Genomic DNA, 24,014 nt, shown 5'->3' with positions numbered 1-24,014 from the left:
TTCAGCCCTGCGCCTTGCGTTCCCGCACCTGTTCCTCATAGGCACGACGGAATTCCTTGGCGAACATATCCATAAAGGCCTCGTCCGAGCCCTGCGCCACGCCGCCGAATTCCTTCTCATAGGCCTGCCACAAAGCGGCGTCGCGCGCGGAAGGCAGGATACGGGCAAGCAAACCGCGATGCTCGGCCCGCTTGCGGATGGCGGTGGGGGAAAAGCGGTCCAGCGTGGTGCGCAAGGCGCCTTGCATCGCGCGCAGGGTGGCCAGTTGGTGCGACTGGAGGTCGAAGAAAGCCTCCTCGATGGCCGGTGCGGCGTCCAGAAAGCCACGCGCCGGGGGATTGAGCAGGGCGGTGATCGCATCCTCGGGATGGCGAGAGAATTTGATCGGATTGTTGCCGTCGACCTCAAAGGCGGTGGCCTGCGCGCCCATCTGCGATTTCGCCCGCGCGCGCGCCTCGACCATCACCACAAGGCCGGCAATCAGGCGGTGGAACAGCTTGCCGGCGCGCTCCAGCAAAGCCGGATTGCGCTGGGTCACCAAAGTTTCGACCCCGGCGGCGCGCAGGAAAGCCTCGATCATCGCGTCGGGGGCAGGCGCGGAGGGCTGTGCGGGCGGCGGTGGGGCAGGCGCTGGTGGCGAGGGCGCCGGATCGTTTTGCACCGGCGGCATGGCGAAATGCATATCCGCCACCGGCGCGCCAGTGGGCGCGGGCGGCGTGTTCGACCATGGCGAGCTTCGGTCGAAGGGGTTGGCGGGGGCGACGCCCAGCACATCCTTCGCCTGCGGGTTCAGGCCGAGCGGATCGGGATTGCTGTCGATGGGCTGGCCGAAGCCGCCGCGCGCCCAGTCCACCACATTGCCCTCGGCCAGTCGGCCCCAGATATCGTCGGGCGCGGGGGCAGGAGGGCGATCCGGCGCGGCGCTGGACCAGCCCGAGGCCATCTGAGGCGCAGGGGTGGCGCTGGCCCAGGGCGAGGACACATCGGGCATGGACGGCGATGCCGCGCCGCCGGCCGGCGCCCAGCTGTCATTGCTCGATGCCGGGGGCGGTGCAGGCACGCTGCCCCAGCCGTCGGACGGATCTTGCGGGGCTTGTCCCCAGCCATCGGCGGAGGAAGGCGGCGGGCCCCATCCTTGCGATGCAGGCGGCGTCGGCGCGCCCCAGCCCGATGATGGCGGTGCGGCGGCCGGAGCGCCCCAGCCGCTTTGGGTCTCCGGAAAAGGCGGCGAAGGCGAGGCAGGTTGCGGCGCACCCCAGCCATCCCATCCGCTGGCGGCGGGCGAGGGAGCGTGATGGGATGTCGTGGATGGGCCAGTGCCGAAGGCGTGGGGGCGTTGCGCCAGAGTCACCCGGATGCGGTAATGGCCGATGCACAGCACATCGCCGTCCTGAAGCGCATGGGGCTGGGTCAGGCGATCCGCGCGGTCGTTGAGGAAGGTGCCGTTGGTGCTGGTGTCGTTCAGCACGTAGCGGCCATGCTCGAAACGGATCTCGCAATGGCGCGAGGAGATATGGTTGCGCGGGTCCGGCAGGCTCCAGTCGGCGCCGAGCGAGCGGCCGATCAGCGCGCCGCGCTGGTCCAGGCTGAACTCCACGGGCCCACCATTGTCGAGTGTCGAACGGCTCGCATTCACGATGCTGAGGTGAAGCGTCATGCGGCGTTGCGCCCCGTGCTTTGCCCTGCGGCGCCATGGTCTGCCACGACTTCGGCCTGGTCCAGCGCATCGGCGATAAAGGCGGGCGCATCACCGCTGCGATAGGCCGCCTCGATCACAGCGAGGGCCGCCAGTCGGTTGGCCAGTCCGGGCACGGGCAGCACCGGCGAGGCGTTCAGCGGCGCAATCGAGCCACCGCCGTAGAAGATGGCCCCGGCAAGGCTGCGCTCGGGCAAATCACGGGCCAGAGGCTGGGCGCTGTCATAGGCGGCGCGGCGGGCGGTATCGTCTTGCTGGTCCAGCCAGTGGCGGATCGCGGCGCGAGTGGCATGCTGTTCGCGCGAAGGGGCGGGGCCATGCGCCTGCGCCAGCATGCTTGCCGCCCAGAGGATCGCCTCGAAGCGGGGCAGGGCATGGGCCAGAAAGGTCAGGGCCTGAACGGGATCGGCGGCCTTTAATGCCTCATAGCGGGCGCGCACGGACATCTCCGGCGCGGGAAGGCCGTGTGTCACCCCCATCAGCGCCGCCACCTGGCGGGCTTGGGTCAGATGGATGCTGCGCCACTCACTCATGATCTTGGATGGTACTGCCTTCAATTGATTTTGACGAGTCCGCCCGTCAGCGTCAGCGTGCCCTTGCCATCCGCCGAGGTTTCGGGCGCATCGATCGCCACCGAAGCCTGCCCGCTGACCGTGATGTTGGGCGCGCTGATCGCGATCGAGGTCGGCTTGATCTCGATGCGCGACTGGCCGACCTGCAGCTCGATGCTGGTGTTGGCGGTCAGCTTGAAGGACTGCACGACATCGAGGATATCGTCCTTGCCCACCTTGGTCTTGCGCTGTTCGACGATCAGCACATCCTGATTGCGGCCAACCTTGAGCGTTTCGTCGCGGAAGACGCTTTCATCGTGATCGAAGCCGATGTTGACCGACTGGTTGCGGCCCACATCATGGGTCTCGTCCAGCCGGATGCGGGTGTTCATCAGGCGCTCGGCATGGACATAGACTTCCTCGGCGCCGCCCTTGTCCTCGAAACGGATTTCATTGGCGCCCGGCGCGCCGCTGTCGAGGGGCTGGGCGTTGGTGTAATCGCCGGTCTGGCCATAGCGCTTGGTGCGCCACAGGGCGCGCGTCTTGTTGGCGGGCAGGGGGTAGATCGGCATATGGTTGGCGTTGAAGACGCGGCCCACCACCACCGGGCGGTCCGGATCGCCGCCGAGGAAATCCACCAGCACCTCGTGACCCACGCGCGGCAGGATGAGGTTGCCCAGACCGCCCGTCTGCGAGACGCGGATCCAGCAAGTGGCCGCCTCGCCGGGGGTGGCGCCACGGTCCCAGTGGAAGCGGACCTTTACGCGGCCATAGTCGTCGGTGAAGATTTCCTCGCCCTCGGGGCCGGAGACCACGGCGGTCTCCAGCCCCTGCACCACCGGGCGCGGGGTGGAGAGCGGGGGGTGAAAGGTGGTGTCGGCGGGGATGGCCTCGAAGCGGGTGTTGAAGGAGGCCTCATGCGCATGCGCGCCGCTGCGATAGGTTTCCGCGACGATGCTGTGATAGGCAGACATGATCAGGTAATCGGCGTTCATCCGGCCGATATGATGGTCCGCCACCGTCACCTTGAAGCCGCAAGACAGCCCCGCCGCTTGCGATGCGCCGGTGAAGACCCGGCGCTGGGCGCGCATGGCGTTGATCAGCGTGTCGCTGCGCTCGCCGCCATGGGTTTCGATCTCGCCCACGCCGATGGATTCGTGGAAGAAGCGGCCCGGGTAGACATAGGTTTCCTGCGTGTCGCGCGGGTGTTGCGCCTCGGCCTGGGCCTTGGCCTCGACGAAACGGTTGGGCGCGCGAAAGTCCCAGTCGCGCAGGGTGACATGCGATCCGGCCTGCGTGCTGACCTTTTCGCGCCAGCTTTGCAGATGATGGCGTCCGCCGCTGGAGCGCTCCACCGAATCCGCCGTGAAGACCGAGATCGAATTGGGCGCATAGACCAGCGTGGCGGGTGTGCCTGCAACGTGTGAGGCAGGGCCGTCGCAGATGACCATCACATGACGATCTGCTTCATGGCGGAAGAAGAAGTAGAAACCTTCCTCTTCCATTAACCTTGAGGTGAAGGCGAAATCGCTTTCCTGATATTGCACGCAATAGTCGCGCGGGCGCGGCGTGCCGGAAAGCTTGAATTCGAAATCGGAAATACCGGCCTTCTGGAAAATCTGGCTGATGATGTCTTGCGCGTTCAGGTCCTGAAAGATCGCCATGGCGCGGTTCTGCGCCAGGAAATAGCTCCAGGGGCGCAGCGCCAGGCGGTAGCGGTGGCCGGTGGGGGTTTCGTCGATATGTTCGCCCGAAATGACCAGCCCGTGGAAGTGGCGTTGCAGCACCTCATCCTCGCGCACCTTGAGCGCGCAAGGCTTGCCCAGATGCGGCTGAAGGTCAATTTCCAGCGGCGCAAAGAGATCGACTGTTATGGTAAAAGGAGCGTTAATCCCTTCCATGCAATCGATGCGTTCAAGTTCGACCTGCTCATCGCCAAGGTCGACGGACATTTCCGATAGTCTCGACGTAGCAGCCAAAATCGGCCTCCGACATGAATCAGCTGCGGCGTGTCTGGCTTATCATTTGCGAGTCATGCAAGCTTATAAAGCTGCTTGTTGACGTTTTAATGGCAAGGGGTCTTGTCGTAACGAAAAGGTGGAACTAGGATCGAGTGCTTGGGGCGGGATTGACTCATTAGGCAAAGAGGGCTTGATGCGAATTGGAATTCCAGCGGCTCTTGCGGGCCTTGCGGTGATTGTCGCCGCGCCCGCAGCCGCCCGCCCCGCGAAGGCTTCCGAGCCTTCGGTGCAAGGATATCTTTGCGTCTTCGCCGGCAAGTGCGACGGGGCTTTGCCCGATGCGCCCGGCGGCGATCCGGTGACAACCGATGATTCGGGGGTGACGGAAGGTTTCCGCATCGCCCGTCCCGATCCTGGTGGAAAGAAGGTGGCGAATGCCATTTCTGCGACGCAAACCGCGGCGCCGTCTCAGGGGTTTGTCGGAAAATCCGCACATGGTGTCGTAAGGCCGTCGCATGTCGGCGCCGCGAGGTCTGCGTTGGCCGCATCCAGCGCACAGCCTGTCGCAGGAGCCGGGCATGCCGATCTCATGATCGGCTTCAAACTCAATTCCGCGCAGATCACGCCGGATGGCATGGTCAAGGCGCGGGTCTTCGCTCAGGCCATGCAAATGCCTGAACTTTCAGGAAAACGCTTCCTGATCGAAGGGCATACCGATTCGCGTGGCAAGCTGAATGCGAATATGGACCTGTCGCAACGCAGGGCTCAGGCGGTGGCCGATTTTCTGGCGCAGCAGGGGGTGGAAGCCTCGCGCATCGATGTGCGGGGCTTCGGGCCCAGTCAGCCGCTGCCGGGGCACGTTGCTTCCGACACCCGTAACCGCCGCGTGGAAGCACGGCTCGCCTCCTGATCCCTCGCAGGCCTTTGGGGCGGTGGGGTGTCAGGCTTTGCGGAGCGATCAGCCTGTGATGACTCTCGATGAATTGCTAGCGCCTGTCTCGGACGAGAAACCGGGCGGAGAAGATCTGTTCGACCATCCTGACCGTCAGGAGATCGAGCAAGCCTTTGAAGAAGGCGCTGAATCTGTGGATTGGCGCGGCACGATCGCGCTGATCGAACAGCAGAGCCGTCTGAGCAAGGACATCTGGCTGGCGATCTACCTGGCCCGCGCCGGCGCGCGCATGGGGCGCATCGATGTCGTTGCCACCGGCTGCGATATGCTGGCCGGGCTGATGGAGCGCTATTGGGATGTGTTGCATCCCTCGCTGGAGGATTACGGCTTTATCGGGCGCCGGGGTGCCTGTGAATCGCTGGCGCGGATTGGCACGTTTCTGGGGCCTTTGAAGCGCATCGCGCTGGTGGAGCATGCGCGTCTGGGTTCCTGGTCCGCCGAGGATATGGAGCGTTTCGAGGCCGAGGGCGACACCGTGGAAGGCTTTGGCATGTTCCGCCATGCGGTGGAAGAAACCGCGCCCGAGGTCTTCGCAGACAGGATCGAGGTTCTGGCCCGGATCCGCTCCGCCATTGAGCGGGTGGATGCCGCGCTGATGGCCCATGCGGGCGACGAAACCGGCACCGATTTCAAGCCGACCTATCAGGCCATCGATGGCATCCGCCGCCTGCTGGCGCCCTATGCAGGGGGCAAGGATGTGGCGGAGGAAGCCGCGCCGGATGGCGCGGGCGAGGCGGCGTATTCAGGCCCGCGCGGGGTGGTGGGGCGCCTTGAATCGCGGGATGATGTCGCGCGCGCGCTCGATGCGATCTCGGATTATTATGCCCGGCGGGAACCAACCAGCCCAATACTCGTTGCCCTACGTCGGGTCAGGGGGTGGATCAGCATGGATTTCATGGCGCTTCTGGAGGACATTGCTCCCAATAGCGTATCGGAAGCAGGTTCTGTGTTGTTAACTCGGGTGAATGACGATAGTTCGCGATATTGACCGTAATTTCAGCTCAATTTGTCGGAAATATACAAATTAACGGCCATAACTGGCCAATCAAAAGGTGGGAAAGCCAATGATTGCAAAGAGCGGCCAGCGCTTCATCAAGGAGAATCGGGCGCCTCGTGTCCATATCGAGTATGAGGTGGAGACCTATGGTTCGCGCCAGAAGATCGAGCTGCCCTTCGTGATGGGCGTGCTGTCCGACCTTTCGGGCAAGAGTCTGGCCGATAAGAAGGATGTCGCCAAGCGTGATTTCGTCGAGTTCGATATGGACAATTTCGATGAGCGTCTCGAAGCGATCGCCCCGCGCGCGGCCTTTGCGGTGGACAACACGCTGACTGGCGATGGCAAGCTGGCCGTCGATCTGACCTTCAGGTCCATCAATGATTTCCTGCCGGGCGAGGTGGTCAAGAATGTGCCCGCTCTGGCCCAGCTGCTTGAAGCGCGCCAGAAGTTGCAGGATCTGCTGGTCTATATGGACGGCAAGGAAGGTGCTCAGCAACTGCTTGAAAAGGTGCTGAAAGATCCGGCGCTGCTGTCGGCGCTCTCTTCCGCGGATGCCGCGAAAAGCGAAGCCAATTCGGCCGAACAGGCCTGAGACCGGGGATAAGACACATGGCACAGGAAGCAGTTCAGGGCGGCGCCGCGTCGCTCCAGATCGAGGGTGCGCAGCTGGATGATTTCACGGCGCTGCTCCAGAAGGAGTTCAAGCCCGCCGACGATATCCGCAAGAACCGCATCGAGGAATCGGTCAAGACCCTGGCGCATCAGGCGCTGGAGAATGCCTCGATCATCGGTGAGGATGTCTATGCCACAGTGGACGCGCTGCGCGCCGAGTTGGACCGCAAGCTGACCGAGCAGGTCAACCAGATCATCCACAATGAAGAGTTTCAGGCGCTGGAAAGCGCATGGCGTGGTCTTCACTATATGGTGATGAACACCTCGACCGGCAAGGATATGAAGATCCGTGTCATGAATATGTCGAAGGAGGAATGTCGCAAGATGTTCCGCCAGTATCGCGATGCGGCATGGGATCAGAGCCCGCTCTTCAAGAAGGTCTATGAATCCGAATTCGGTCAATTGGGTGGCCAGCCCTATGGCGCTTTCGTTTGCGACTATTACTTCGATCACACTGCACCGAATCTGGAGGTCATGAAGGGCCTCGCCAAGATCGGCGCCGCTGCGCATGCGCCCTTTATCGCCGCCGCCGCGCCGCCGCTGTTCGGCATGGAAAGCTGGACCGAACTGGCCAATCCGCGCGATCTGGGCAAGCTGTTCGATGCGCAGGAATATTCGGCCTGGCGTACCTTCCGCGCGTCGGAAGACAGCCGTTATCTTTCGCTGACCATGCCGCGTTTTCTGGGGCGCCCGGTCTACGGCGCCAAGACAGAGCCGGTCGATGAGTTTGATTTCGAAGAGGAAACCGGCGGTGAGCATGACCATCACCTCTGGCTGAATGCCTCTTACGCCATGGGCACTCGCATCACCGAGGCCTTCAACACCTATGGCTGGTGCACGCGTATTCGCGGCGTGGAATCGGGTGGCACAGTCGAGGGCCTGCCGACCGCGACCTTCCCGACTGACGACGGCGGCGTAGACTACAAGTGCCCTACCGAAATTGCCATTTCGGATCGTCGTGAAGCTGAGCTTTCTGCGGCGGGCATGATTGCGCTGATTCATCGCAAGAACAGCGATCAGGCCACCTTTATTGGTGCCCAGACGCTGCATCGCGCGAAGAATTACGAGAATGCCGATGCCACGGCCAATGCGAATCTTTCGGCGCGCCTGCCTTATATCTTCGCCAGCTGCCGCTTTGCGCATTATCTGAAGTGCATGGTGCGCGACTGGGTTGGCGGCAACCGCGAGGCCGATCAGCTGCAGCGCGATCTGCACAATTGGGTTCTGCAATATGTCGATGGCTCTCCGGCGCTGTCGAGCGAAGAAACCAAGGCCCGCCTGCCACTCAAGGATGCCCGTATCGAAATCGTGCCGGATGATGAATATCCCGGTTACTATAAGGGCAAGTTCATGTTCGTTCCGCATTACCAGTTGGAGGGCATGGATATTGCGCTCAGCATGGTATCGAGATTGCCGCGAAGTGCATGATTTTCGCGACGAATTGATTTTTAACTTATAAGATTTCGAGCTATTGCAACAATCGGAATTTAAGTTCGATTTGTTGTTCATGACTTAGGGGATTTCTAATGGCAGTTGATCTGTTCCTGAAGATCGACGGGATCGACGGTGAAAGTCAGAAGAAGGGTCACGAGAAGGAAATCGATATCATTTCCTTCAACTTCGGCGCGGCCCAGCACGGTTCCTTCCACACCGGCGGTGCCGGTGGCGGTTCGGGCAAGGCAGAAATCCGCGACATCTCGATCACCAAGGAAGTCGACAAGTCTTCGGCCAAACTGTTCAGCGCCTGCGCTTCGGGCCGTCATATTCCGCAGGTCATCATTTACTCGCAGAAGGCCGGTGATGGCACCAATCCGCTGGTCTATTACAAGATCACGCTGGAAGACGTCATCGTTTCTTCAGTGGACAATCAGGGCGCCAGCCACGGCGATGCCATCATGGAATCGGTCGTGTTCAACACTGCCAAGGTGACCTTCGACTATCAGCCGCAGAACCGCAGCGGCGGCAAGGATGGCGGCGTCATCACTGCCAGCTACGACATTCGCCAGAACGTCGCCAGCTGATCCGAACCATGGCGGATGCCGATACTTTGCTGCGTTCGGGCGATGTCGAAGGTGCGCGTGCCGCATTGGTCGATACCGTCCGGGCGCAGCCCGCCGATCAGGCGGCGCGCATGTTCCTGTTCCAGTTGCTGGCTGTGGCCGGCGAGTGGGACAAGGCTCGCAAGCAATTGCAGGCCCTTGCCCAGCTTTCGGGTGAAGCGCAGATGCTGGCAACCGCCTATGGTCAGGCGATCGATGCCGAGCTTGAACGTGCGGAGGTCTTTGCCGGGCGTCAAAGGGCGCGTCAGCATGTGGCGTCCGACTGGTGCGATGGTGTCATCGATGCGCTGCATCATCTGACCAATGGCCGCGCGCATGACGCTATTGCCGCGCGCGATGCTGCTTTCGATGCCGCGCCCGATGCTCCCGGTCGTTTCAACGGTGAAAGTTTCGGGTGGATCGCCGATGCCGATGCGCGCTTCGGCCCTGCTTTCGAGGCCATCATCGGCGGGCGCTATGGGCTCCAGCCTTTCGATCAGGTCGCCAGCATCACCAGCGAGGGGCCGCGCGATCTGCGCGATCTGGTGTGGTATCCGGTGCAGATTGCGTTCAAATCCGGGCAGTCGGTGGCGGGTTTCCTGCCTGCCCGCTATCCGGGCAGCGAGGCTGCACAGGACAATAGAGAGCGCCTCGCCCGTGAAACGCAATGGCGGGGGCATGACTTTGGCGATTTGGGGTCGGGCCAGCGCCTCTGGACGCTTTCGAATGGCGAGGATCGCGGGCTGCTGAGCCTGCGCGACCTGAGCTTCGATTGACCATGGCCGTCAGTCACCGTCTCACGCCCACGCTGTTCGACAAGCTTGTGGCGGACATCGACATTTCCGGGCTGAAAGACATCCATTCGGATACGCCCGAGGTCTCGCGCGAGAAGTTCCGGCATTACACAGTGCCCCGGCTCGACCGCTTCAATGAGGCTGCGCTGCGCAGCACGATCCGGCGCGAGCTTGCCTGGTTGCTCAACACCACCAATCTGGAAGCGCTCCATGATCTGGAGCCCTATCCGCATGTGCAAAGCTCGGTGCTGAATTACGGGCTCAGCGATCTGGCGGGCAAGCCGCTGACACGGCGGGCCATCCTCAACCGCGCGCGGGAAATCCGCAAGGCGATCCGCCAGTATGAGCCGCGTCTGGGCGAGGATTCGCTCAGTGTCGAACCGGCCGAAAGCCATGACAAGCCCAACACCATCACCTTTGTGATCCGCGCTGACATCACGGCTGCCGCTCAGGCCATGCCGGTAAAATTCCGGACCGAGGTGGACCCGGAAACCGTCGCCGTCGATGTGCGGGAGTAAGCCCTCATGGACCCGCGCCTGCTGCGCCATTACAACGATGAGCTGGCCTATCTGCGCGAAGCCGCGCGCGAATTCGGCGAGGAGCATGAGACCGTCGCGGGCCGTCTTGGCCTCAAGACGCCGACCGACCCCGACCCCTACGTCGAGCGCCTGCTGGAAGGCGTGGCTTTTCTGGGCGCGCGGGTGCAGCTCAAGCTCGCGGATCAATATCCCGAGTTCACCTCGCATCTGTTGCATGCGATCCAGCCGCATTATCTGGCCCCGATGCCCTCGATCTGCATCGCCGGTTTCGAACCCAAGCAGGGCGAGCAGAACCTGCTGGCGGGCCATCATGTGCCGCGCGGCACGCAACTGGTGGCCAACACACAGGACAATGCGCCGGTGATGTTCCGCACCGGACACGATGTCACCCTGTGGCCGCTGGCGATCGTCGAGGCGGAGTATCTTTCCACTCGCGCGGCGGTGGCGTCCTACGCCGGTTCGGGCGAGATCCGCGCCGAGGCTGGCCTGCGCCTGCGCTTTGCCGCCACGCCGGGCGCCGATCTGCCGCAGATCAAGGTGAAGGATCTGGCGATCCATCTCCATGGCGCAGAGGCTGTGCCCAATGAACTCTACCGCCAGATCATCGGCGAGACGCTGGGTGTGCTGGCGCGCTCGGCGGATGCCCCGGCCAATGCGCCCTGGATGGCGCTGCCGCTGCCCGAACAGATCGGCTTCGAGGATGATGAGGCCCTGCTTCCGGCAGAGCAGCGCTCCTTTCGCGGCTATCGGCTGTTGTCGGAATATTTCGCGTGCCCCGAAAGGTTTCTGTTCACGCGGTTGAAGGGACTGGATCGGGCCTTTCGCGCCTCGCCGCAGATGTGCGATGTGGTGCTGCTGTTCTCGCGCGCCTCGTCCACGCTGGCGCGCGCGGTGGACAAGACGAACTTCAGGCTTTTCGCCACCCCCGCGATCAATCTGTTCGAAAAGCAGCTCGACCGCGTGCAGGTCCGCCCGCATGAGCATGAATTCCATGTCATCCCGGACCGCACCAGGCGCAATGATTTCGAGGTGTTCCGCCTGCTCGACGTCAAGGCCTATGCGCGGGACAATCTCGATCCCAAGACCGTCGCGCCGCTCTATGCTTTCGGAGCCTTGCTCTATGACTGGCGCGAGGCTTTGTTCTACTCCACGCAGCTGCGCCCGCGCCGCCTCTCCACCCGCGAAAGACGCCTGCGCCGCCGCAGCGAATATGTCGGTACCGATACGTGGCTCAGCCTGACCTCGCCTGGCGATGCTACGCGGCTGGACGATGTGCATGAGCTGGCGGTGCGCGCGCTGGTCACCAACCGCGAATTGCCCGAATTGCTGTCGTTTCGCGGCGACCAGCATTTCACCGTTTCGGGCGTTCCGGTTCGCGCCGTCACGGTGCTGCGTGCGCCCACGCGCCCGCGCCCGCCGCTGGGGCTGGGCGATGCGGCGTGGCGGGTGATTGCCCATCTTACCCCCAATTACGCCACGCTGGCCTCGGAAGATCATGACGACCCTTCCGCCCTGCGTGACCATCTGGCGCTTTACGGCCAGCAGGATGAAGCCGCCCTGCGCCGCCAGATCGACGGCGTTCTGGCGATCCGTTCAACCAAGGTGATGCGCCGCGTGCCGGGGCTGGACCGCATGGCGCTGGCGCGCGGCCATCGCATTCGCATCAAGCTGGACGACGCCGCTTTCGACAAGAGCGGCATGTTCCTCTTCACCGCCGTTCTGGAGCGCTTTCTGGCCGAATTCGCCAGCATCAACGCGTTCACCGAATGCCACTTCCATAGTCCGAACGAGGGGGATGTCGCGCAATGGCCGCCGCGCATGGGTCGCCGCCACACCATCTGACCTTCCTCGAAAGGATCAGGGAGAAGGCGCGCCTCTTCGGGATGTTCCCGGCGGTGCGCGGTGCGGAGGCGCGCGCGCCCGATCTGCCGCGTCTGGGTGAAGCGCGTCGCCCGGATCAGAGTATCGTCGATCTGGCGCAAATCCCGGCGATGCATTTTCCCGCGCCCACGCTGCATTCGGTGGAGTTTCGCCACCAGCGCGCGCAGATCAACGGCTATTGGCTGGGGCTGACCGGCCCAATGGGGCCGCTGCCGGTGCATCTGACCGAATTCGCGGCGTTCGAGCATCGCTATGCCAGGCAGAGGCCCTTCGGTCGCTGGCTGGATGTGCTGGCGAACCGCATGTTGCAGTTCTTCTACCGCGCATGGGCCGATTCCCAACCTGCGGTGCAGGCCGACCGCCCCGCCGATGACCGCTTTGGCGCTTATCTGGCGTTCCTGTCGGGCGCGACGGAAGACGTTTCCGATCACGCGGCTTTTCCGGCACGGGCGCGGGTGCATTATGCCTCGCTCTTCGCCTCGCGGCGCAGCGCCATCGGCATCGAGGATTCGCTGGGCCATCTGCTCGGCCAGCCGGTGCGCGTCATCGAATATCAGCCGCGCTGGCGCGCGATCGAGGCAGAAGACCGCAGCCGCCTCGGCAAGGGTTTCGCCACTTTGGGGCGGGATGTCGTGCTGGGCAGCCGCATCCGTACCGCCTCGGACAGTTTCAGCGTGGTGATCGGCGCGCGCAACTTTGGCGAGTTCGAAAAACTGCTGCCCGGCCAGCCGCGCTTCACCATTGCCTCGGAAGCGCTCGATGCCTTTGCGCCCAGCCATCTGGAATGGGATATCCGCATCGATATTCCGCAAAGCGAAGTGCCGCCCGCGCGCCTCGATGGCCGCACGCGGCTGGGCTGGACGGGTTGGCTCAGCCCGAAACCATCCGACATCATCCGGTCCGACGCGCATCTGCGCCGCATGAAACCGGCTCACGCATCCTTGGGGGAACTGTAAATGTCCGAGATCAGCCGTACGGCCCTGTTCGAGCGCCTTGGCCCGGTGCCGCTCAAGGCCATCGAGACCGCGACCAGCTTCTGCAAGATGCGCGGCAATCCCTATGTCGAGCTGGTCCACTGGGTGCATATTTTGCTGCAGGATCCGCGCAACGATCTCGCCGCGATCCGCAGCAGCTTCGGGCTGGACGATGCAAGGCTCACGCAGGATGTGGTGGCGGCGCTCGATGCCCTGCCGCGCGGGGCCAGCGCCATTTCCGATTTCGCGCCGCAGATCGAGGAAGCCATCGAGAAGGGCTGGCTCTATGCCTCGCTGCAATTCGGGGCGAGCCGGGTGCGCTCGGGCCATCTGTTCTATGGCATGCTGAAGACACCGACCCTGCGCAATGCGCTCTATGTGCTGAGCGGCGAGTGGCGCAAGGTCAGCGCCGATAAGCTGGGCAACAGCTTTGACGCGATGATCGCCGCCTCGGCTGAAACCAGCGAAGGCAGCGCTCCGGCGCCTGCGGCGGGCGAGGGCGATCCGGGCACTGTTGCCGCCGGGCGTGGCGAGGCGCTGGCCAAATACTCCGTCGATCTGACCGCCAGGGCCCGCGCTGGAGAGATCGACCGCATCATCGGGCGCGATGCGGAAATCCGGCAGGTGGTCGATATTCTGCTGCGCCGCCGCCAGAACAATCCGATCCTTGTCGGCGAAGCAGGCGTGGGCAAGACGGCGGTGGCCGAGGGTTTCGCCCGCCGCGTCGCCGATGGCGATGTGCCCCCCGCGCTGGAGGGTGTGACCGTGCGCTCGCTCGACATCGGGCTGATGCAGGCCGGGGCCGGGGTGAAGGGCGAGTTCGAGAAGCGCCTGCGTCAGGTGATCGATGAGGTGGAAAGCTCGCCGGTGCCGATCATCCTGTTCATCGATGAGGCACATACGCTGATCGGCGCGGGCGGTCAGGCGGGCACGGGGGATGCGGCCAATCTGCTCAAACCTGCGCTGGCGCGCGGGCGGCTGCGCACCATCGCGGCCACGACTTATGCCGAATATCGCCAGTATTTCGAGAAAGATCCGGCGCTCACCCGCCGTTTCCAGACCGTCGATGTGGGCGAGCCCGAGACCGGCAAGGCCATCGACATGATCCGCTCGGTCGCGCCGATGATGGAGAAGCATCATGGCGTCACCGTGCTGGATGAGGCTGTGGCGGCGGCGGTGCTGCTGTCGCAGCGTTATGTGCCCGCGCGGCAATTGCCGGACAAGGCGGTGAGCCTGCTCGATACGGCTTGCGCGCGTGTGGCGGTCTCGCAGCATGCCACGCCCGCCATGGTGGAGGATCGCCGCCGTCGCCTCGAACTGCTTGAGATCGAGCGTGACGTTGTCTCTCGCGAGGCCTCGGATCATTACCGCAGCGATGATCGCCTGGAACGCATCGAGGAAGAGATTGCCGCTGCGCGCGAGGCGCTGGAGACAGTCACCGCTAAGTGGGAGCGGGAGAAGGACGCGCTGGCCGGTGTGGCTGCTGCCCGTGATGCCCTTCGCAACGCGCGGCAGGACGGGGGCCAGGATGAGGCCCCGTTGAAGGCCGCGCTCGAAACCGCTCTGGCCGAAATGCGCGCTGTGCAGGCCGATACACCGATGGTCTTTGGCGTGGTCGATCAGGATGCCATTGCGGCGGTGGTGGGCGACTGGACCGGCATTCCGGTGGGCCGCATGGTCAAGGACGAGATCCAGAGCGTGCTGACCATTGCCGATCAGTTGAAGGCGCGGGTGGTCGGGCAGGACCATGCCATGGATGCCATCGCTAAGCGCATCCAGACCAGCCGGGCCAAGCTGGACAATCCCAACAAGCCGGTCGGCGTCTTCATGCTCTGCGGCCCCTCGGGCGTGGGGAAGACCGAGACGGCGCATGCGCTGGCCGAACTGCTGTTCTCGGGCGATGACTCGCTGATCGTCATCAACATGAGCGAATTTCAGGAGGCGCATACCGTCTCGACGCTGAAGGGCGCGCCTGCGGGCTATGTCGGTTACGGGCAGGGAGGGGTTCTTACCGAGGCGGTTCGTCGCCGTCCCTATTCGGTGGTGTTGCTCGATGAGGTGGAGAAGGCCCATCCTGACGTCCATGAGATGTTTTTTCAGGTCTTCGACAAGGGCTTCATGAATGACAGCGAAGGCCGCTTTATCGATTTCAAGAACACCATCATCCTGCTGACCTCCAATGTTGGAACCGATCTGGTGATGACCTTGTCGGAGGACGAGGAGATGAAGCCCGATCCCGAAGCGCTGGCGGGGGCCCTGCGGCCCGATCTGCTGAAAACCTTCCCGCCCGCCCTGTTGGGCCGCCTGCTGGTGCTTCCCTATTATCCGCTGAGCCCCGACATGCTCTCGGGCATCGTGCGTCTGCAGTTGAAGCGCATCGAGAAGCGTATCGCCGAGAACCACAAGATCGCGCTGACGTTCACTGCATCGGTTGTCGACCTGATCGTTTCGCGCTGCAATGAGGTGGCCTCGGGCGGGCGCATGATCGATGCGATCCTCACCAACACGCTGCTGCCCGAAATGTCGATCCAGCTGCTGGAACGCCAGATGCGGGGCGAAGAAGTCTCGGGGATCGAAGTCTCGGCAGGGCCGGACGGCTTCCATTATGCCTTTACCGACAGGCAAGCGCAGCCCGAACCCGTTGAGCTCTCCGGTCAGCTTGAGAACCTGGTGGAGTAAGCGGCATGGCCGGGGAAAAACCGTGGTGATGAGAGGCGCCTGCCTCCACCTTGCGCTGGCTGCCGCCTGTGTTGGCGGCGCCGCCGCGCTGCGTGCGCAGGCTCCAGCCGCTGCGCTGGTCTGGTCGCATGACCCTGTCTCCTGGTGCCGCTTTGTGGCGCCTCTCTCCTTGCCCGCCGGTCCGACGTATTGGACCGGCGATTGCCCCGGCGGCAAGGCCTCTGGGCTGGGCATGCTGCGGCGGCGGGACGGTCAGACCAGCGGCGAGGCCTTTTATGGCGAGTTCCGCGCTGGCATCCCCACCATGGGGGTGATCGATTTCGCCAGCGCCCGCGCCAACACCGGCGGTTTTATGGTCGGGCGCTTTGTGAACGGCGATGTCGGGCAGGGCGAGGTTACCTTTGACGAGCGTGACCATGCCTTCCAGATCGCCACCCTTGCCGCCAAGGCTGTCAGCCGGCGTTACAAGGCGCAGGGCAACGCTACTTCAGCCGCTTTCTACGAAAAGCAGGCTAAAGTTCTGGATATGTAGATCGAATGAGTGCTCTCCGCCACAAGACAGGATGGGCGCTGCCCGTCGCGCTGCTGGCCTGCCATGCCGGCGGGGCCTTGGCGGCCTCACCTCAGGGCGCGGCCATGCCTGCTGACGTGCAAGCCTTCATAACCCGCCGCGAAAGCTGCGACCACGCAAGGGGCGAGGAGCCCTATGATGGTGCCCGCGCCCGGCAGCTTGAACAGCAGGTCAAGCGCGACTGCAGCGGCACCGATACGCAGCTGGTGCGACTCAAAAAAGCCCATGCCGGGCAACCCAGGATCATGGCTGTGCTGGCGCGCTACGACACGGAGGCCGAATGATGCCCGACATCACTCTCGCCTCTTCTGTCGGTCGTGGTGGCGTCAATGCGCGGGAGGATGTCGCGGCCATCCAGCAGGGCCTCAACACACGCGTGGGCGATCTGGGCCTCGGCGTGCTGCGCTCCGATGGCATGATGGACGAACCAACCATGACCGCCATCGGCCGTTATCAGTCCTTCGTGATGGGTATGCCCTCGGGCGGGCGGATCGATCCGGGCGGCGCGATGGTCAGCCGCCTGTCCGACAGTTCGCCCTCCACGTTGCTGCGTGAGAGGCTGGCGGCGCAGGCGGTGCAGCGCAACCTCAGCGGCGCGGCATGGTTTCGCGCCAATCAGGCGCGTTTTCCCAACAGCGACAGGATCAGCGATCTGGCGCCCGGCTTCGCGGTGCAGGTCGACAGTTTCGTGGCCATGCTCAGGCGCGCCTCGGCCTCGGTGCGGGTCAGCTCCACGCGGCGCAACCGAAACCGCGCATGGCTGATGCATTACGCCTGGATGGTCGCCCATGGCCAGATCAAGCCCGATGCCGTGCCCGAGAACAAGGAGGTGGATATTCACTGGGATCATGGCGATGCGCGCGCCTCGCGCAAGGCGGCGCAGGCGATGGTCAATCTGTTCCATATACGGTTCAAGCCCTCGCTCACCTCGAACCATATCGATGGGACGGCCATCGATATGACGATCAGCTGGGATCAGGCTATCACGGTCACCGATGCCTCGGGCAAGACCGTGTGGATCGACCACCCGCGCTCGGGCAGCAGCAATGGCGATCTGCACCGGGTCGGCGCGACCTATGGGGTGCGCAAGTTGGCCACCGATCCGCCGCATTGGTCCGCCGATGGGCATTGAGAGGGAGATGCCGCCATGCCGCCCGCCGCACGCATAAGCGATCAGGAAAGCTGCCCGCAAAAGAATGTGGCGACCATCGTCTCGGGCGAGCCGACCGTGCTGATCATGGGCCAGCCTGCCGCGCGCAAGGGCGACCAGCTCGATTGCGGCAGCAAGGCCCAGATCGAGGCGGGCTGCCCGACAGTCAAGATCGGCAACAATGAGGCCGCCCGCATCGGCGACACCTCCTGCCATGGCGGCACGCTGGCGAGCGGCGCGGTGACCGTGCTGATCGGCGATGGCGCTCCGCCACGTCGCACCACGCTCGATCGCGCCTATGCCAGCGGCGCGCCCTTCGTGGCGGTATAAGGGAGACCGATGGCCGAGACGCCGCCCCCTGCCGACCACGCATCACCGGTGCTCTTCGCGCCGGTGCGGGCGCAGTCGGTTGCCGGATGGGCGGCGGCGGGGCAGCTTTATGCGCTGATCGACGGCTGCGTTTCGCCCGATGTGCCGGGCCTGGCGGAAGCGGCGGGGCCGGGGCGCGGAGCCTGCCTTTATCAGGGCTGGGCGGCGACCGCCTATCGCGACAAGGCGCCTTATCTGCTGCATGTCGATGCAGGGATGGCGCAAGACATCGCGCGCCGTTTCGACGGCCAGCCATGGGGCTATTTCCTGCTCTCCAGCGCCGGTTTCAAGGCGGTGCATCGCCAGTTGCGGCGCTTTATCAAGGTCTCTTCGCCAGAGGGCGAGGACTGGATCTTTCGCTTTCACGACCCGCGCCTGCTGCCCGCCTATCTGCGCAGCTCGACGGTGGATGAGCTGAACGCTTTCTTTGGCCCGGTGCAGGCCTTCCTCACCGTCGATGGCGCGGGTAATGGCCATATGGCCTATCGCGCGCCTGAGATCCTGCGCCTGCCGCCGCGCCTGCCGGTGGGCGCGCGCCAACGCATGAGCCGGGCCCATATCGCGGCCTTTCGGCGGCGCGCGGGCAGCGACCGACTGGCGGAAAGTTTTGCGGGCCTGCCCCATCCCCCCCGGCGAGACCCGCAGTCCGACGATCTGCTGATCGACAGCCCCGGCGGCGGCGCCACGCGCATGAGTTTTGGTGGCGACGGACAGCTTGCCTGTGTCACCAGCGCGCTGGGTCGGCAGTGGCATATGGCTCATGGTGATTCCGGAAAGCTGGCTGCCTTGCGCATGCCATCGGGGCTGGCGCTTGATCTGGCCTATGACCGGCGCGGCAACATCGCCTCTGTCTCGCGCGGCGGGCGTGAACGGTTTCGGGCCCGGCACGATATCATCAACCGGCTGGAGCGCATGGATTTTCCCGATGGGACATTCCGTGGCATGGCCTATCGCGACGAGGGCGCTCTCTCCGCACGCGATCCCCAAGGGCGCTTTGTCACCGCCCAGCGCGACAGGCTGGGGCGGATCGAACGCTTCGACTATCAGGGTGACGCGCTGGCCGCCATCAGCGACGGCAATGGCAACAGCACACGCTTTCATTATGGCGTCGGCCAGAGGCCCGAGGGTCAGACCCATGCCGATGGCTCGCGCGAAAGCTACAGCTTCGATCCCGCCGGGGCGCTTCAGCAGCTGATCCGCGCCGATGGCTTGCGGATCGATCTCAGCCGCAATGAGGCGGGGCAGGTTACCCGGATGGCCGCTGGCGGCGCCTTGGCCAGCTTCACCTACGATGCGCGCGGGCTTCTGGTGGCGGCGCGCAATGCCGAGATCGACCTTGCCTGGCGCTACGATGCGCAGGGCCGCCTGATCGAGGAACGGCGGACCGATCAGCGTCTGGGCGATCAGGCCATTCGTTATGACTATGACGACGCGGGTGTGCTTGTTGGCCTCGTCTGGCCCGATGGCAGCGCCATGCGTTACGCGCGCGATGCCGATCAGCGCCTCTGCGCCATCACCGACTGGAGCGGCGCGCGCCACGCCATCGACTATGCTCCCGACGAGGCGGGGTGGCGGATGCTCTCCCCCGGCGGGCTGGTGGCCACGACATGGCAGGATCAGGTCGGCCTGCCCACGGGGCGCCGTCTGGAAACGCCGGAGGGCGCCGCGTTCCAACAAAGCTATGCCTATGACGCCGAGGACCGGCTGGTGGCGCGCGAGGACAGTCGGCTCGGCGCGCTGCGGGTCGATTACGATGCCGGGGGGCAGGTGCTGGCGCTCCGGCGCGGCGATGGCGCGCGCGAGGCTTTCGCCTATGATGGCGCGGGCAACCGCATCGCCGGGCCTGCCGGAGAGGCGCGTTTCAATGCGCTGAACCAGATGGTGGCGCAGGGCTCCGAGCATTTCGTCTATGATCCGCGCGGCAATCTGGTGGAGCGCAGCGGGGCCGTACATTGGCGCTATGCATGGGATGGCTTCGATCGTCTGATCCGCGCGGAGGATGGCCGGGGGCTGGTGGTCCGCTTCGCCTATGATCCGTTGGGCCGCCGTATTCGCAAGACGGTGGAGAGCAGCGTCACCACGCGCGTCACCCATTTTATCTGGGCGGGCGAGCAGCTGATCCGCGAGATCGAGACCGGCGCGGATGGCTGGCAGCCGGGCGCGACCGGGCAGGTCCGCGATTATGCCTGGTGGCCGGACAGCCACATGCCGCTGTTCCAGCGCGATGCTGCGGGCATCTGCCATTATCATGTCGACCCGATCGGTACGCCGACCCGCCTGACCGATGCTCAGGGCCGGGTGATCTGGGAGGCCGAGCGTTCGGCTTTCGGGGCTCTGCAGGTTCTGGTGGGTGGCAGGCATCAGCCGTTGCGCCTGCCGGGGCATTATCACGATGCCGAAACCGGGCTGCATTACAATCGCCATCGCATGTATGACCCGGCGCTGGGGCGTTATCTCAGCCGCGATCCCATGGGGGTGGCGGGGGGGATCAACCTCTATGCCTATGTCGGCAATGATCCGCTCAATCGCGCCGACCCGCTGGGGCTGTGGTGGCAGCAGGCGCTTTCTGCGGTGGCGGCGATTGCCGTGGGGGTGGCGGTGGGCGTGCTGCTGGCGCCGATCGCGGCCCCGGCGCTCGTTCTGCTGGCGGCGGGGGCGGCGGCAGGCGCCGTGGGCTTTGGCCTGAATGAAGCGCTGACCCAGAAGGAGTTCTGCTTCACCTGCATTCTGGCCGCCGCCGCCAAGGGCGCGCTGGTTGGCGCGCTGGCCTCGGTTCCATTCCTCTTCGTGCCTGCCGCTGCCGGTTATGCGATTTATGCCGGGGTGGGCGCGGTCAGCGGCTTTGCCAGCTATGTCGCCGATTGGGGCATCGACAATCTGATGGGCAAGGATCGCCCCTGGAGCTGGAAGGAAGCGGGCATCGCCACCGGGATGGGGCTGGTGGCGGGCCCTGCGGGCAAGTTGATCGCATCGCGTTTTACCACGCCGCCGCCCGCGCGATTGCCGCAGGATATTGCGGTCAATCCCAAGCCGCCTGCCGCTTTGTCGTTGAGGCGGCCGATCGGCCAGAGCCCGACGCAGAACGCGGCGATGCAGGCCGATATTGCCGCAGCGCGTGCCGAGGGCGCCACCGATTTCCGCGTCAACCAGCAGCAGGTCAATGCCGCCGGCGAGCGCGTGGGTGTCAATCGCCCGGACCTGCAATATACTGACGCAAACGGCAAAAGGGTTTATGTCGAATATGATACGCCCAGTTCGACACGCGGGCCGGGCCATGAAGTGCGGCTGAAGTCCAACGATCCGGACGGCCATGTGATTCTCAAAACGGTAAGGTAAGATGCAGGAACTCTTCTCTGGAAATTTGGCGCCCATCACCGATACCATCGGCTTTTTGCGCTGCGATGCGGCGCGGGCCACCCGCGCTTTCCTCGATTGGCAGGGAGGAATTCAGGCCAAGCGGGGGGTGACCCTGGTGGAATCCCGCCCGCAGGGCGATCTGGGCGAGGTCTTGCAGGCCTTGCTGCCCCTGACCAGCGTGGAGCGCCGCCGCTACCTCTTCGTGCCAACCCATTCGGAATGGGTGACCTTTTGGGACAATGGCCATGAGGGAACGGATGCCTTTTCGGCTGTGTCTCATCTTGCCGAAGTGCTTGCCTGCGATGCCTTGCGCATGACCTATGTGCCGGAGGAGGGGGGCGGTGATCGCCTGCCCGCGACGGTGATGGAAATCTTCGCGCCCCACAAGACCGATTTCCTGAACATCCTGCGTGCGGTCTCGGCCTCCTTCGATGGCAGCAAATGGGCCTTTTCGGCCGATGGCGAAGTCCAGCCTTTCGAGGATGTGGCGCGTTATTCCGAAAGGTCGATCAAGAAGCGTTTCACCGGGCCGCTGTTGGAGACCTATCTCAAGGCCCTGGGAATCGCGGCGTTTGACGAGGGTTTCTACAAGACGGGGGAGGGATCGGCGGTGTTGCTCGAAAAGCAGGGGCCCATCGCGCCGGCGTCTCGGACTTTTGGACTGGCGCGGGGGTAAGGGGCGCGATGGTGACGTCCTTCGATATACCATGCAGGGGGCTTTTTCGTGAAGTTTTGAAGGCGCGGCGTGCCTGGTGCAGAACTTTCACATTATGGTTTGATTGTATTGTGCAAAATTCTCGTGACCTATGTATAGTTCAACTATATGAGAAAGTTTATCCTGAACGGGAACTTTTTCAAATGTTATTGTATAATGGTCCGTTAACTTTGTTAGGGTGGAGTGTTTATGAAAAAAATAATTCTTCTGATCACGGCCATGATCTTTGCTATCACCAGCATGAACACGGCTGCCGTGGCCGGTGAAGGTGGCTGCGGCGGTTCGGGCACCAAGGGCGCTCTTGTTGGTGGCGCGGTCGGCGGTCTGCTGGGCCATAGCCTGGCCGGCAAAAACAAGCTGGCTGGTACGGTGCTTGGCGCGCTGGGTGGCGCGATTGTCGGTTCGGTGATCGCCAAGAAGCTGGACGAGTGCGAAAAGCAGAAGATGGCCAAGGCCAACGTCGATGCCGCCAACGCCCCCGTCGGTCAGGCCCAGACCTGGACCAGCGACACCCGCTCGGACGTGCATGGCACCGTGACCGCTGCCGCGCCCGAGAAGCTGGCCGATGGCCGCCAGTGCCGCACCGTGACCAATGTGGCCTATATTTCGGGTCAGGAAGTGCGTGAGACGCCGCGTCTGTGCCGCACGCCTCCCGCCACCGACTGGAAGGTCGCTTGATCTTGCGGCGTTTCGCGCCGCTGCTGTGTCTGACTGCGCTGGCGCCCCAAGGGGCGCTGGCGCAGAAGGCCGAGCAGACCTATTGCGCCTCTTATGATCTGCCGCAATCTTATCAGACGGATGCTTTCGCCGCGCCGATGACCTATCGCGTGCAGAACACGCCCAATGGCAAGGTGCTGATCGCCGAAGGGCAGATCATGGCCGGCGAGTCCCAGCGGTTGCAGCAGGCCATCGCGAAGGCGGGCGCGATCGAGGAAATCTGGTTCAATTCGCCAGGCGGCGCCGCCATGGAAGGGCCTTATATGGGCCGTATCATCCGCGCCAGGAATATGGCGGTGCGCCTGCGCAAGGAATATGCCTGCATCAGCGCCTGCTCCTACGCTTTTCTGGGCGGGGTGATCCGAACCGTGGAGCCCGGCGCCTATTACGGCATCCATATGTTCAGCGCGACCGGCGACTCTCAAGGCATGCTGGAACTGTTCAACCGCTTTCAGGGTGTGAGCACCAAGCGGACCGAGCTGATCCGCAAGGGCAATCCGCAAAACAAGGTGGATGCCGCCGTCGCCGAGTATGTCGCCCATGAGTTGCGGACATGGGAGAAGGAATCGGCCAAGATCGCGGCCATCCGCGCGCGTTATCTGGTGGAGATGTCGCTATCGCTCGATTTCATGACCGATGCCTTCAACACTGATTCCGACAAGGTCTGTTATCTCAGTCAGGCGGGGCTTACGCGGTATAATGTGGCGAACGCCAATTGATCTTTCATGGGATTGAAGAATTCGATTTTTCATGACTGGAGCTTGATGATTTCATCGCGGGAAAAGATGTTCTTGGCGTGTTTTCTTGTCGCATGGATTGTTTTGACAATTTATCTATGCTCGAAGAACGTCAGTTCCATAAGATGGATGGATTGAGCAATGACGACAGCGAAACCGCATATCAGGCATCGGCGTCGGCCCCGGCATCATCGGCCTTCGACGATGCCGAATTTCATTCGCCTTGCCCCCGCGATCATGGGTGACCTGATCATCGCCTTCGAACTGACGCCGGTGCAAGCCGCCGCCATCGTCGGCAATCTGGGCACCGAAAGCGCCAATTTCACCGCCTATCACGAGCGTGGTCAGGCCGAGAACAAGGGCGGCTACGGTTGGGCGCAATGGACAGGCCCGCGCCGCAAGACCTTCTTCGCCTGGGCCGATGCGCATCATCTGCAGCGCGACAGCGAGGCGGCCAGTCTTGGCTACCTGGAGCATGAGCTGAACACCTCCTACCGCCGCTCGATCACCACGCTGAAAAAGCAGAGCGATCTGAACAAGGCGACGCATGCCTTCATGATCTCCTTCGAGGGGCCGGGCATTCCCAATGAGGCGGATCGGCAGAACCATGCCCGCATCGCTCTGGCCGAATACAACCGTCTTCATCCCGTCGGGAGTCATTGA

22 protein-coding genes are annotated in these 24,014 nt (G+C 63.7%); 19 read left to right on the top strand and 3 right to left on the bottom strand.

The genetic code is table 11. The features are described from left to right. Position 1: 1 nt before the first annotated feature. Genes tagH through SR3_RS00860 form a run of 3 tightly spaced genes read right to left on the bottom strand, consistent with a single transcriptional unit; the run spans position 2 to position 4,199 of the window. Entirely contained in the window at positions 2-1,657 is a 1,656-nt protein-coding gene (gene tagH / locus SR3_RS00870) for a type VI secretion system-associated FHA domain protein TagH (protein WP_068079669.1), read from the bottom strand. Beyond that, positions 1,654-2,229 carry a DUF6931 family protein gene (locus tag SR3_RS00865; RefSeq protein WP_068079667.1) on the bottom strand — a complete coding sequence of 192 codons (576 nt, stop codon included), beginning with the start codon at positions 2,227-2,229 and terminating at the stop codon, positions 1,654-1,656. Before SR3_RS00865 ends, tagH begins: the two co-directional genes overlap by 4 nt. 20 nt (positions 2,230-2,249) lie before the next feature. Next, positions 2,250-4,199, bottom strand: coding sequence for a type VI secretion system Vgr family protein (locus tag SR3_RS00860; RefSeq protein WP_068079665.1), 1,950 nt, complete (start codon positions 4,197-4,199; stop codon positions 2,250-2,252). A 241-nt stretch (positions 4,200-4,440) separates the two neighbouring features. Between SR3_RS00860 and SR3_RS30380 the strand changes: the two genes are divergently transcribed. From SR3_RS30380 to SR3_RS00765, 19 genes are all read left to right on the top strand, one after another. After that, positions 4,441-5,118, top strand: coding sequence for an OmpA family protein (locus tag SR3_RS30380; protein WP_169805534.1), 678 nt, complete (start codon positions 4,441-4,443; stop codon positions 5,116-5,118). A gap of 58 nt (positions 5,119-5,176) precedes the next feature. Beyond that, positions 5,177-6,148, top strand: a complete 972-nt coding sequence (locus SR3_RS00850; protein ID WP_068079661.1) for a type VI secretion system protein TssA — start codon at positions 5,177-5,179, stop codon at positions 6,146-6,148. 76 nt (positions 6,149-6,224) lie between these two features. Beyond that, positions 6,225-6,749: a type VI secretion system contractile sheath small subunit gene (gene tssB / locus SR3_RS00845; protein ID WP_068079659.1), complete on the top strand. Its 525-nt coding sequence runs from the start codon at positions 6,225-6,227 to the stop codon at positions 6,747-6,749. Positions 6,750-6,766: 17 nt separating this feature from the next. Beyond that, entirely contained in the window at positions 6,767-8,257 is a 1,491-nt protein-coding gene (tssC, locus tag SR3_RS00840) for a type VI secretion system contractile sheath large subunit (protein WP_068079657.1), read from the top strand. Positions 8,258-8,355: 98 nt separating this feature from the next. Continuing rightward, positions 8,356-8,850, top strand: a complete 495-nt coding sequence (locus SR3_RS00835) for an Hcp family type VI secretion system effector (RefSeq protein WP_068079655.1) — start codon at positions 8,356-8,358, stop codon at positions 8,848-8,850. 8 nt (positions 8,851-8,858) lie between these two features. Continuing rightward, positions 8,859-9,644, top strand: coding sequence for a type VI secretion system accessory protein TagJ (locus SR3_RS00830; RefSeq protein WP_068079653.1), 786 nt, complete (start codon positions 8,859-8,861; stop codon positions 9,642-9,644). Positions 9,645-9,646: 2 nt separating this feature from the next. Further along, complete coding sequence (gene tssE, locus SR3_RS00825; RefSeq protein ID WP_068079651.1) at positions 9,647-10,180, top strand: type VI secretion system baseplate subunit TssE; 534 nt, start codon at positions 9,647-9,649, stop codon at positions 10,178-10,180. A 6-nt stretch (positions 10,181-10,186) separates the two neighbouring features. Further along, positions 10,187-12,043: a type VI secretion system baseplate subunit TssF gene (tssF, locus tag SR3_RS00820; RefSeq protein WP_068079649.1), complete on the top strand. Its 1,857-nt coding sequence runs from the start codon at positions 10,187-10,189 to the stop codon at positions 12,041-12,043. Further along, the gene (gene tssG / locus SR3_RS00815) at positions 12,007-13,038 is read left to right on the top strand and encodes a type VI secretion system baseplate subunit TssG (RefSeq protein WP_068079647.1); all 1,032 of its coding nucleotides are present in this window, start codon (positions 12,007-12,009) and stop codon (positions 13,036-13,038) included. The genes tssF and tssG overlap by 37 nt, the downstream gene beginning before the upstream one ends. Beyond that, positions 13,039-15,735, top strand: a complete 2,697-nt coding sequence (tssH, locus tag SR3_RS00810; protein ID WP_068079645.1) for a type VI secretion system ATPase TssH — start codon at positions 13,039-13,041, stop codon at positions 15,733-15,735. Positions 15,736-15,760: 25 nt separating this feature from the next. Further along, on the top strand, positions 15,761-16,267 hold the full coding sequence (locus SR3_RS00805) for a hypothetical protein (protein WP_157098555.1): 507 nt from the start codon (positions 15,761-15,763) through the stop codon (positions 16,265-16,267). Between the two features lie 5 nt (positions 16,268-16,272). Further along, positions 16,273-16,590 (top strand): hypothetical protein, encoded by a 318-nt coding sequence (locus SR3_RS00800; protein ID WP_068079641.1) that lies wholly within the window; start codon positions 16,273-16,275, stop codon positions 16,588-16,590. Then, positions 16,590-17,438 (top strand): hypothetical protein, encoded by an 849-nt coding sequence (locus tag SR3_RS00795; RefSeq protein ID WP_169805532.1) that lies wholly within the window; start codon positions 16,590-16,592, stop codon positions 17,436-17,438. The genes SR3_RS00800 and SR3_RS00795 overlap by 1 nt, the downstream gene beginning before the upstream one ends. 15 nt (positions 17,439-17,453) lie before the next feature. Beyond that, the gene (locus SR3_RS00790) at positions 17,454-17,786 is read left to right on the top strand and encodes a PAAR domain-containing protein (RefSeq protein WP_084454781.1); all 333 of its coding nucleotides are present in this window, start codon (positions 17,454-17,456) and stop codon (positions 17,784-17,786) included. 9 nt (positions 17,787-17,795) lie between these two features. Continuing rightward, positions 17,796-21,161 carry an RHS repeat-associated core domain-containing protein gene (locus SR3_RS00785; RefSeq protein ID WP_068079637.1) on the top strand — a complete coding sequence of 1,122 codons (3,366 nt, stop codon included), beginning with the start codon at positions 17,796-17,798 and terminating at the stop codon, positions 21,159-21,161. Between the two features lie 25 nt (positions 21,162-21,186). Continuing rightward, complete coding sequence (locus SR3_RS00780; protein WP_169805531.1) at positions 21,187-21,858, top strand: hypothetical protein; 672 nt, start codon at positions 21,187-21,189, stop codon at positions 21,856-21,858. Between the two features lie 258 nt (positions 21,859-22,116). After that, the gene (locus SR3_RS00775) at positions 22,117-22,575 is read left to right on the top strand and encodes a glycine zipper 2TM domain-containing protein (RefSeq protein ID WP_169805530.1); all 459 of its coding nucleotides are present in this window, start codon (positions 22,117-22,119) and stop codon (positions 22,573-22,575) included. Beyond that, positions 22,572-23,333 carry a COG3904 family protein gene (locus SR3_RS00770; protein WP_157098554.1) on the top strand — a complete coding sequence of 254 codons (762 nt, stop codon included), beginning with the start codon at positions 22,572-22,574 and terminating at the stop codon, positions 23,331-23,333. The genes SR3_RS00775 and SR3_RS00770 overlap by 4 nt, the downstream gene beginning before the upstream one ends. Before the next feature lie 222 nt (positions 23,334-23,555). Beyond that, the gene (locus tag SR3_RS00765) at positions 23,556-24,014 is read left to right on the top strand and encodes a phage tail tip lysozyme (RefSeq protein ID WP_157098553.1); all 459 of its coding nucleotides are present in this window, start codon (positions 23,556-23,558) and stop codon (positions 24,012-24,014) included.

Origin of the sequence: Novosphingobium rosa NBRC 15208, assembly GCF_001598555.1 — a bacterium.
Classification (GTDB): domain Bacteria; phylum Pseudomonadota; class Alphaproteobacteria; order Sphingomonadales; family Sphingomonadaceae; genus Novosphingobium; species Novosphingobium rosa.
This window is presented reverse-complemented; position numbering and strand designations above follow the sequence as displayed.

What these genes read in the sequence shown, in the direction of transcription:
- tagH (WP_068079669.1), bottom strand. Translation starts at nt 1,657, where the DNA reads ATGACGCTTCACCTCAGCATCGTGAATGCGAGCCGTTCGACACTCGAC.
- SR3_RS00865 (WP_068079667.1), bottom strand. Translation starts at nt 2,229, where the DNA reads ATGAGTGAGTGGCGCAGCATCCATCTGACCCAAGCCCGCCAGGTGGCG.
- SR3_RS00860 (WP_068079665.1), bottom strand. Translation starts at nt 4,199, where the DNA reads ATGTCCGTCGACCTTGGCGATGAGCAGGTCGAACTTGAACGCATCGAT.
- SR3_RS00850 (WP_068079661.1), top strand. Translation starts at nt 5,177, where the DNA reads ATGACTCTCGATGAATTGCTAGCGCCTGTCTCGGACGAGAAACCGGGC.
- tssB (WP_068079659.1), top strand. Translation starts at nt 6,225, where the DNA reads ATGATTGCAAAGAGCGGCCAGCGCTTCATCAAGGAGAATCGGGCGCCT.
- tssC (WP_068079657.1), top strand. Translation starts at nt 6,767, where the DNA reads ATGGCACAGGAAGCAGTTCAGGGCGGCGCCGCGTCGCTCCAGATCGAG.
- SR3_RS00835 (WP_068079655.1), top strand. Translation starts at nt 8,356, where the DNA reads ATGGCAGTTGATCTGTTCCTGAAGATCGACGGGATCGACGGTGAAAGT.
- SR3_RS00830 (WP_068079653.1), top strand. Translation starts at nt 8,859, where the DNA reads ATGGCGGATGCCGATACTTTGCTGCGTTCGGGCGATGTCGAAGGTGCG.
- tssE (WP_068079651.1), top strand. Translation starts at nt 9,647, where the DNA reads ATGGCCGTCAGTCACCGTCTCACGCCCACGCTGTTCGACAAGCTTGTG.
- tssF (WP_068079649.1), top strand. Translation starts at nt 10,187, where the DNA reads ATGGACCCGCGCCTGCTGCGCCATTACAACGATGAGCTGGCCTATCTG.
- tssG (WP_068079647.1), top strand. Translation starts at nt 12,007, where the DNA reads ATGGCCGCCGCGCATGGGTCGCCGCCACACCATCTGACCTTCCTCGAA.
- tssH (WP_068079645.1), top strand. Translation starts at nt 13,039, where the DNA reads ATGTCCGAGATCAGCCGTACGGCCCTGTTCGAGCGCCTTGGCCCGGTG.
- SR3_RS00800 (WP_068079641.1), top strand. Translation starts at nt 16,273, where the DNA reads ATGAGTGCTCTCCGCCACAAGACAGGATGGGCGCTGCCCGTCGCGCTG.
- SR3_RS00795 (WP_169805532.1), top strand. Translation starts at nt 16,590, where the DNA reads ATGCCCGACATCACTCTCGCCTCTTCTGTCGGTCGTGGTGGCGTCAAT.
- SR3_RS00790 (WP_084454781.1), top strand. Translation starts at nt 17,454, where the DNA reads ATGCCGCCCGCCGCACGCATAAGCGATCAGGAAAGCTGCCCGCAAAAG.
- SR3_RS00785 (WP_068079637.1), top strand. Translation starts at nt 17,796, where the DNA reads ATGGCCGAGACGCCGCCCCCTGCCGACCACGCATCACCGGTGCTCTTC.
- SR3_RS00775 (WP_169805530.1), top strand. Translation starts at nt 22,117, where the DNA reads ATGATCTTTGCTATCACCAGCATGAACACGGCTGCCGTGGCCGGTGAA.
- SR3_RS00765 (WP_157098553.1), top strand. Translation starts at nt 23,556, where the DNA reads ATGCCGAATTTCATTCGCCTTGCCCCCGCGATCATGGGTGACCTGATC.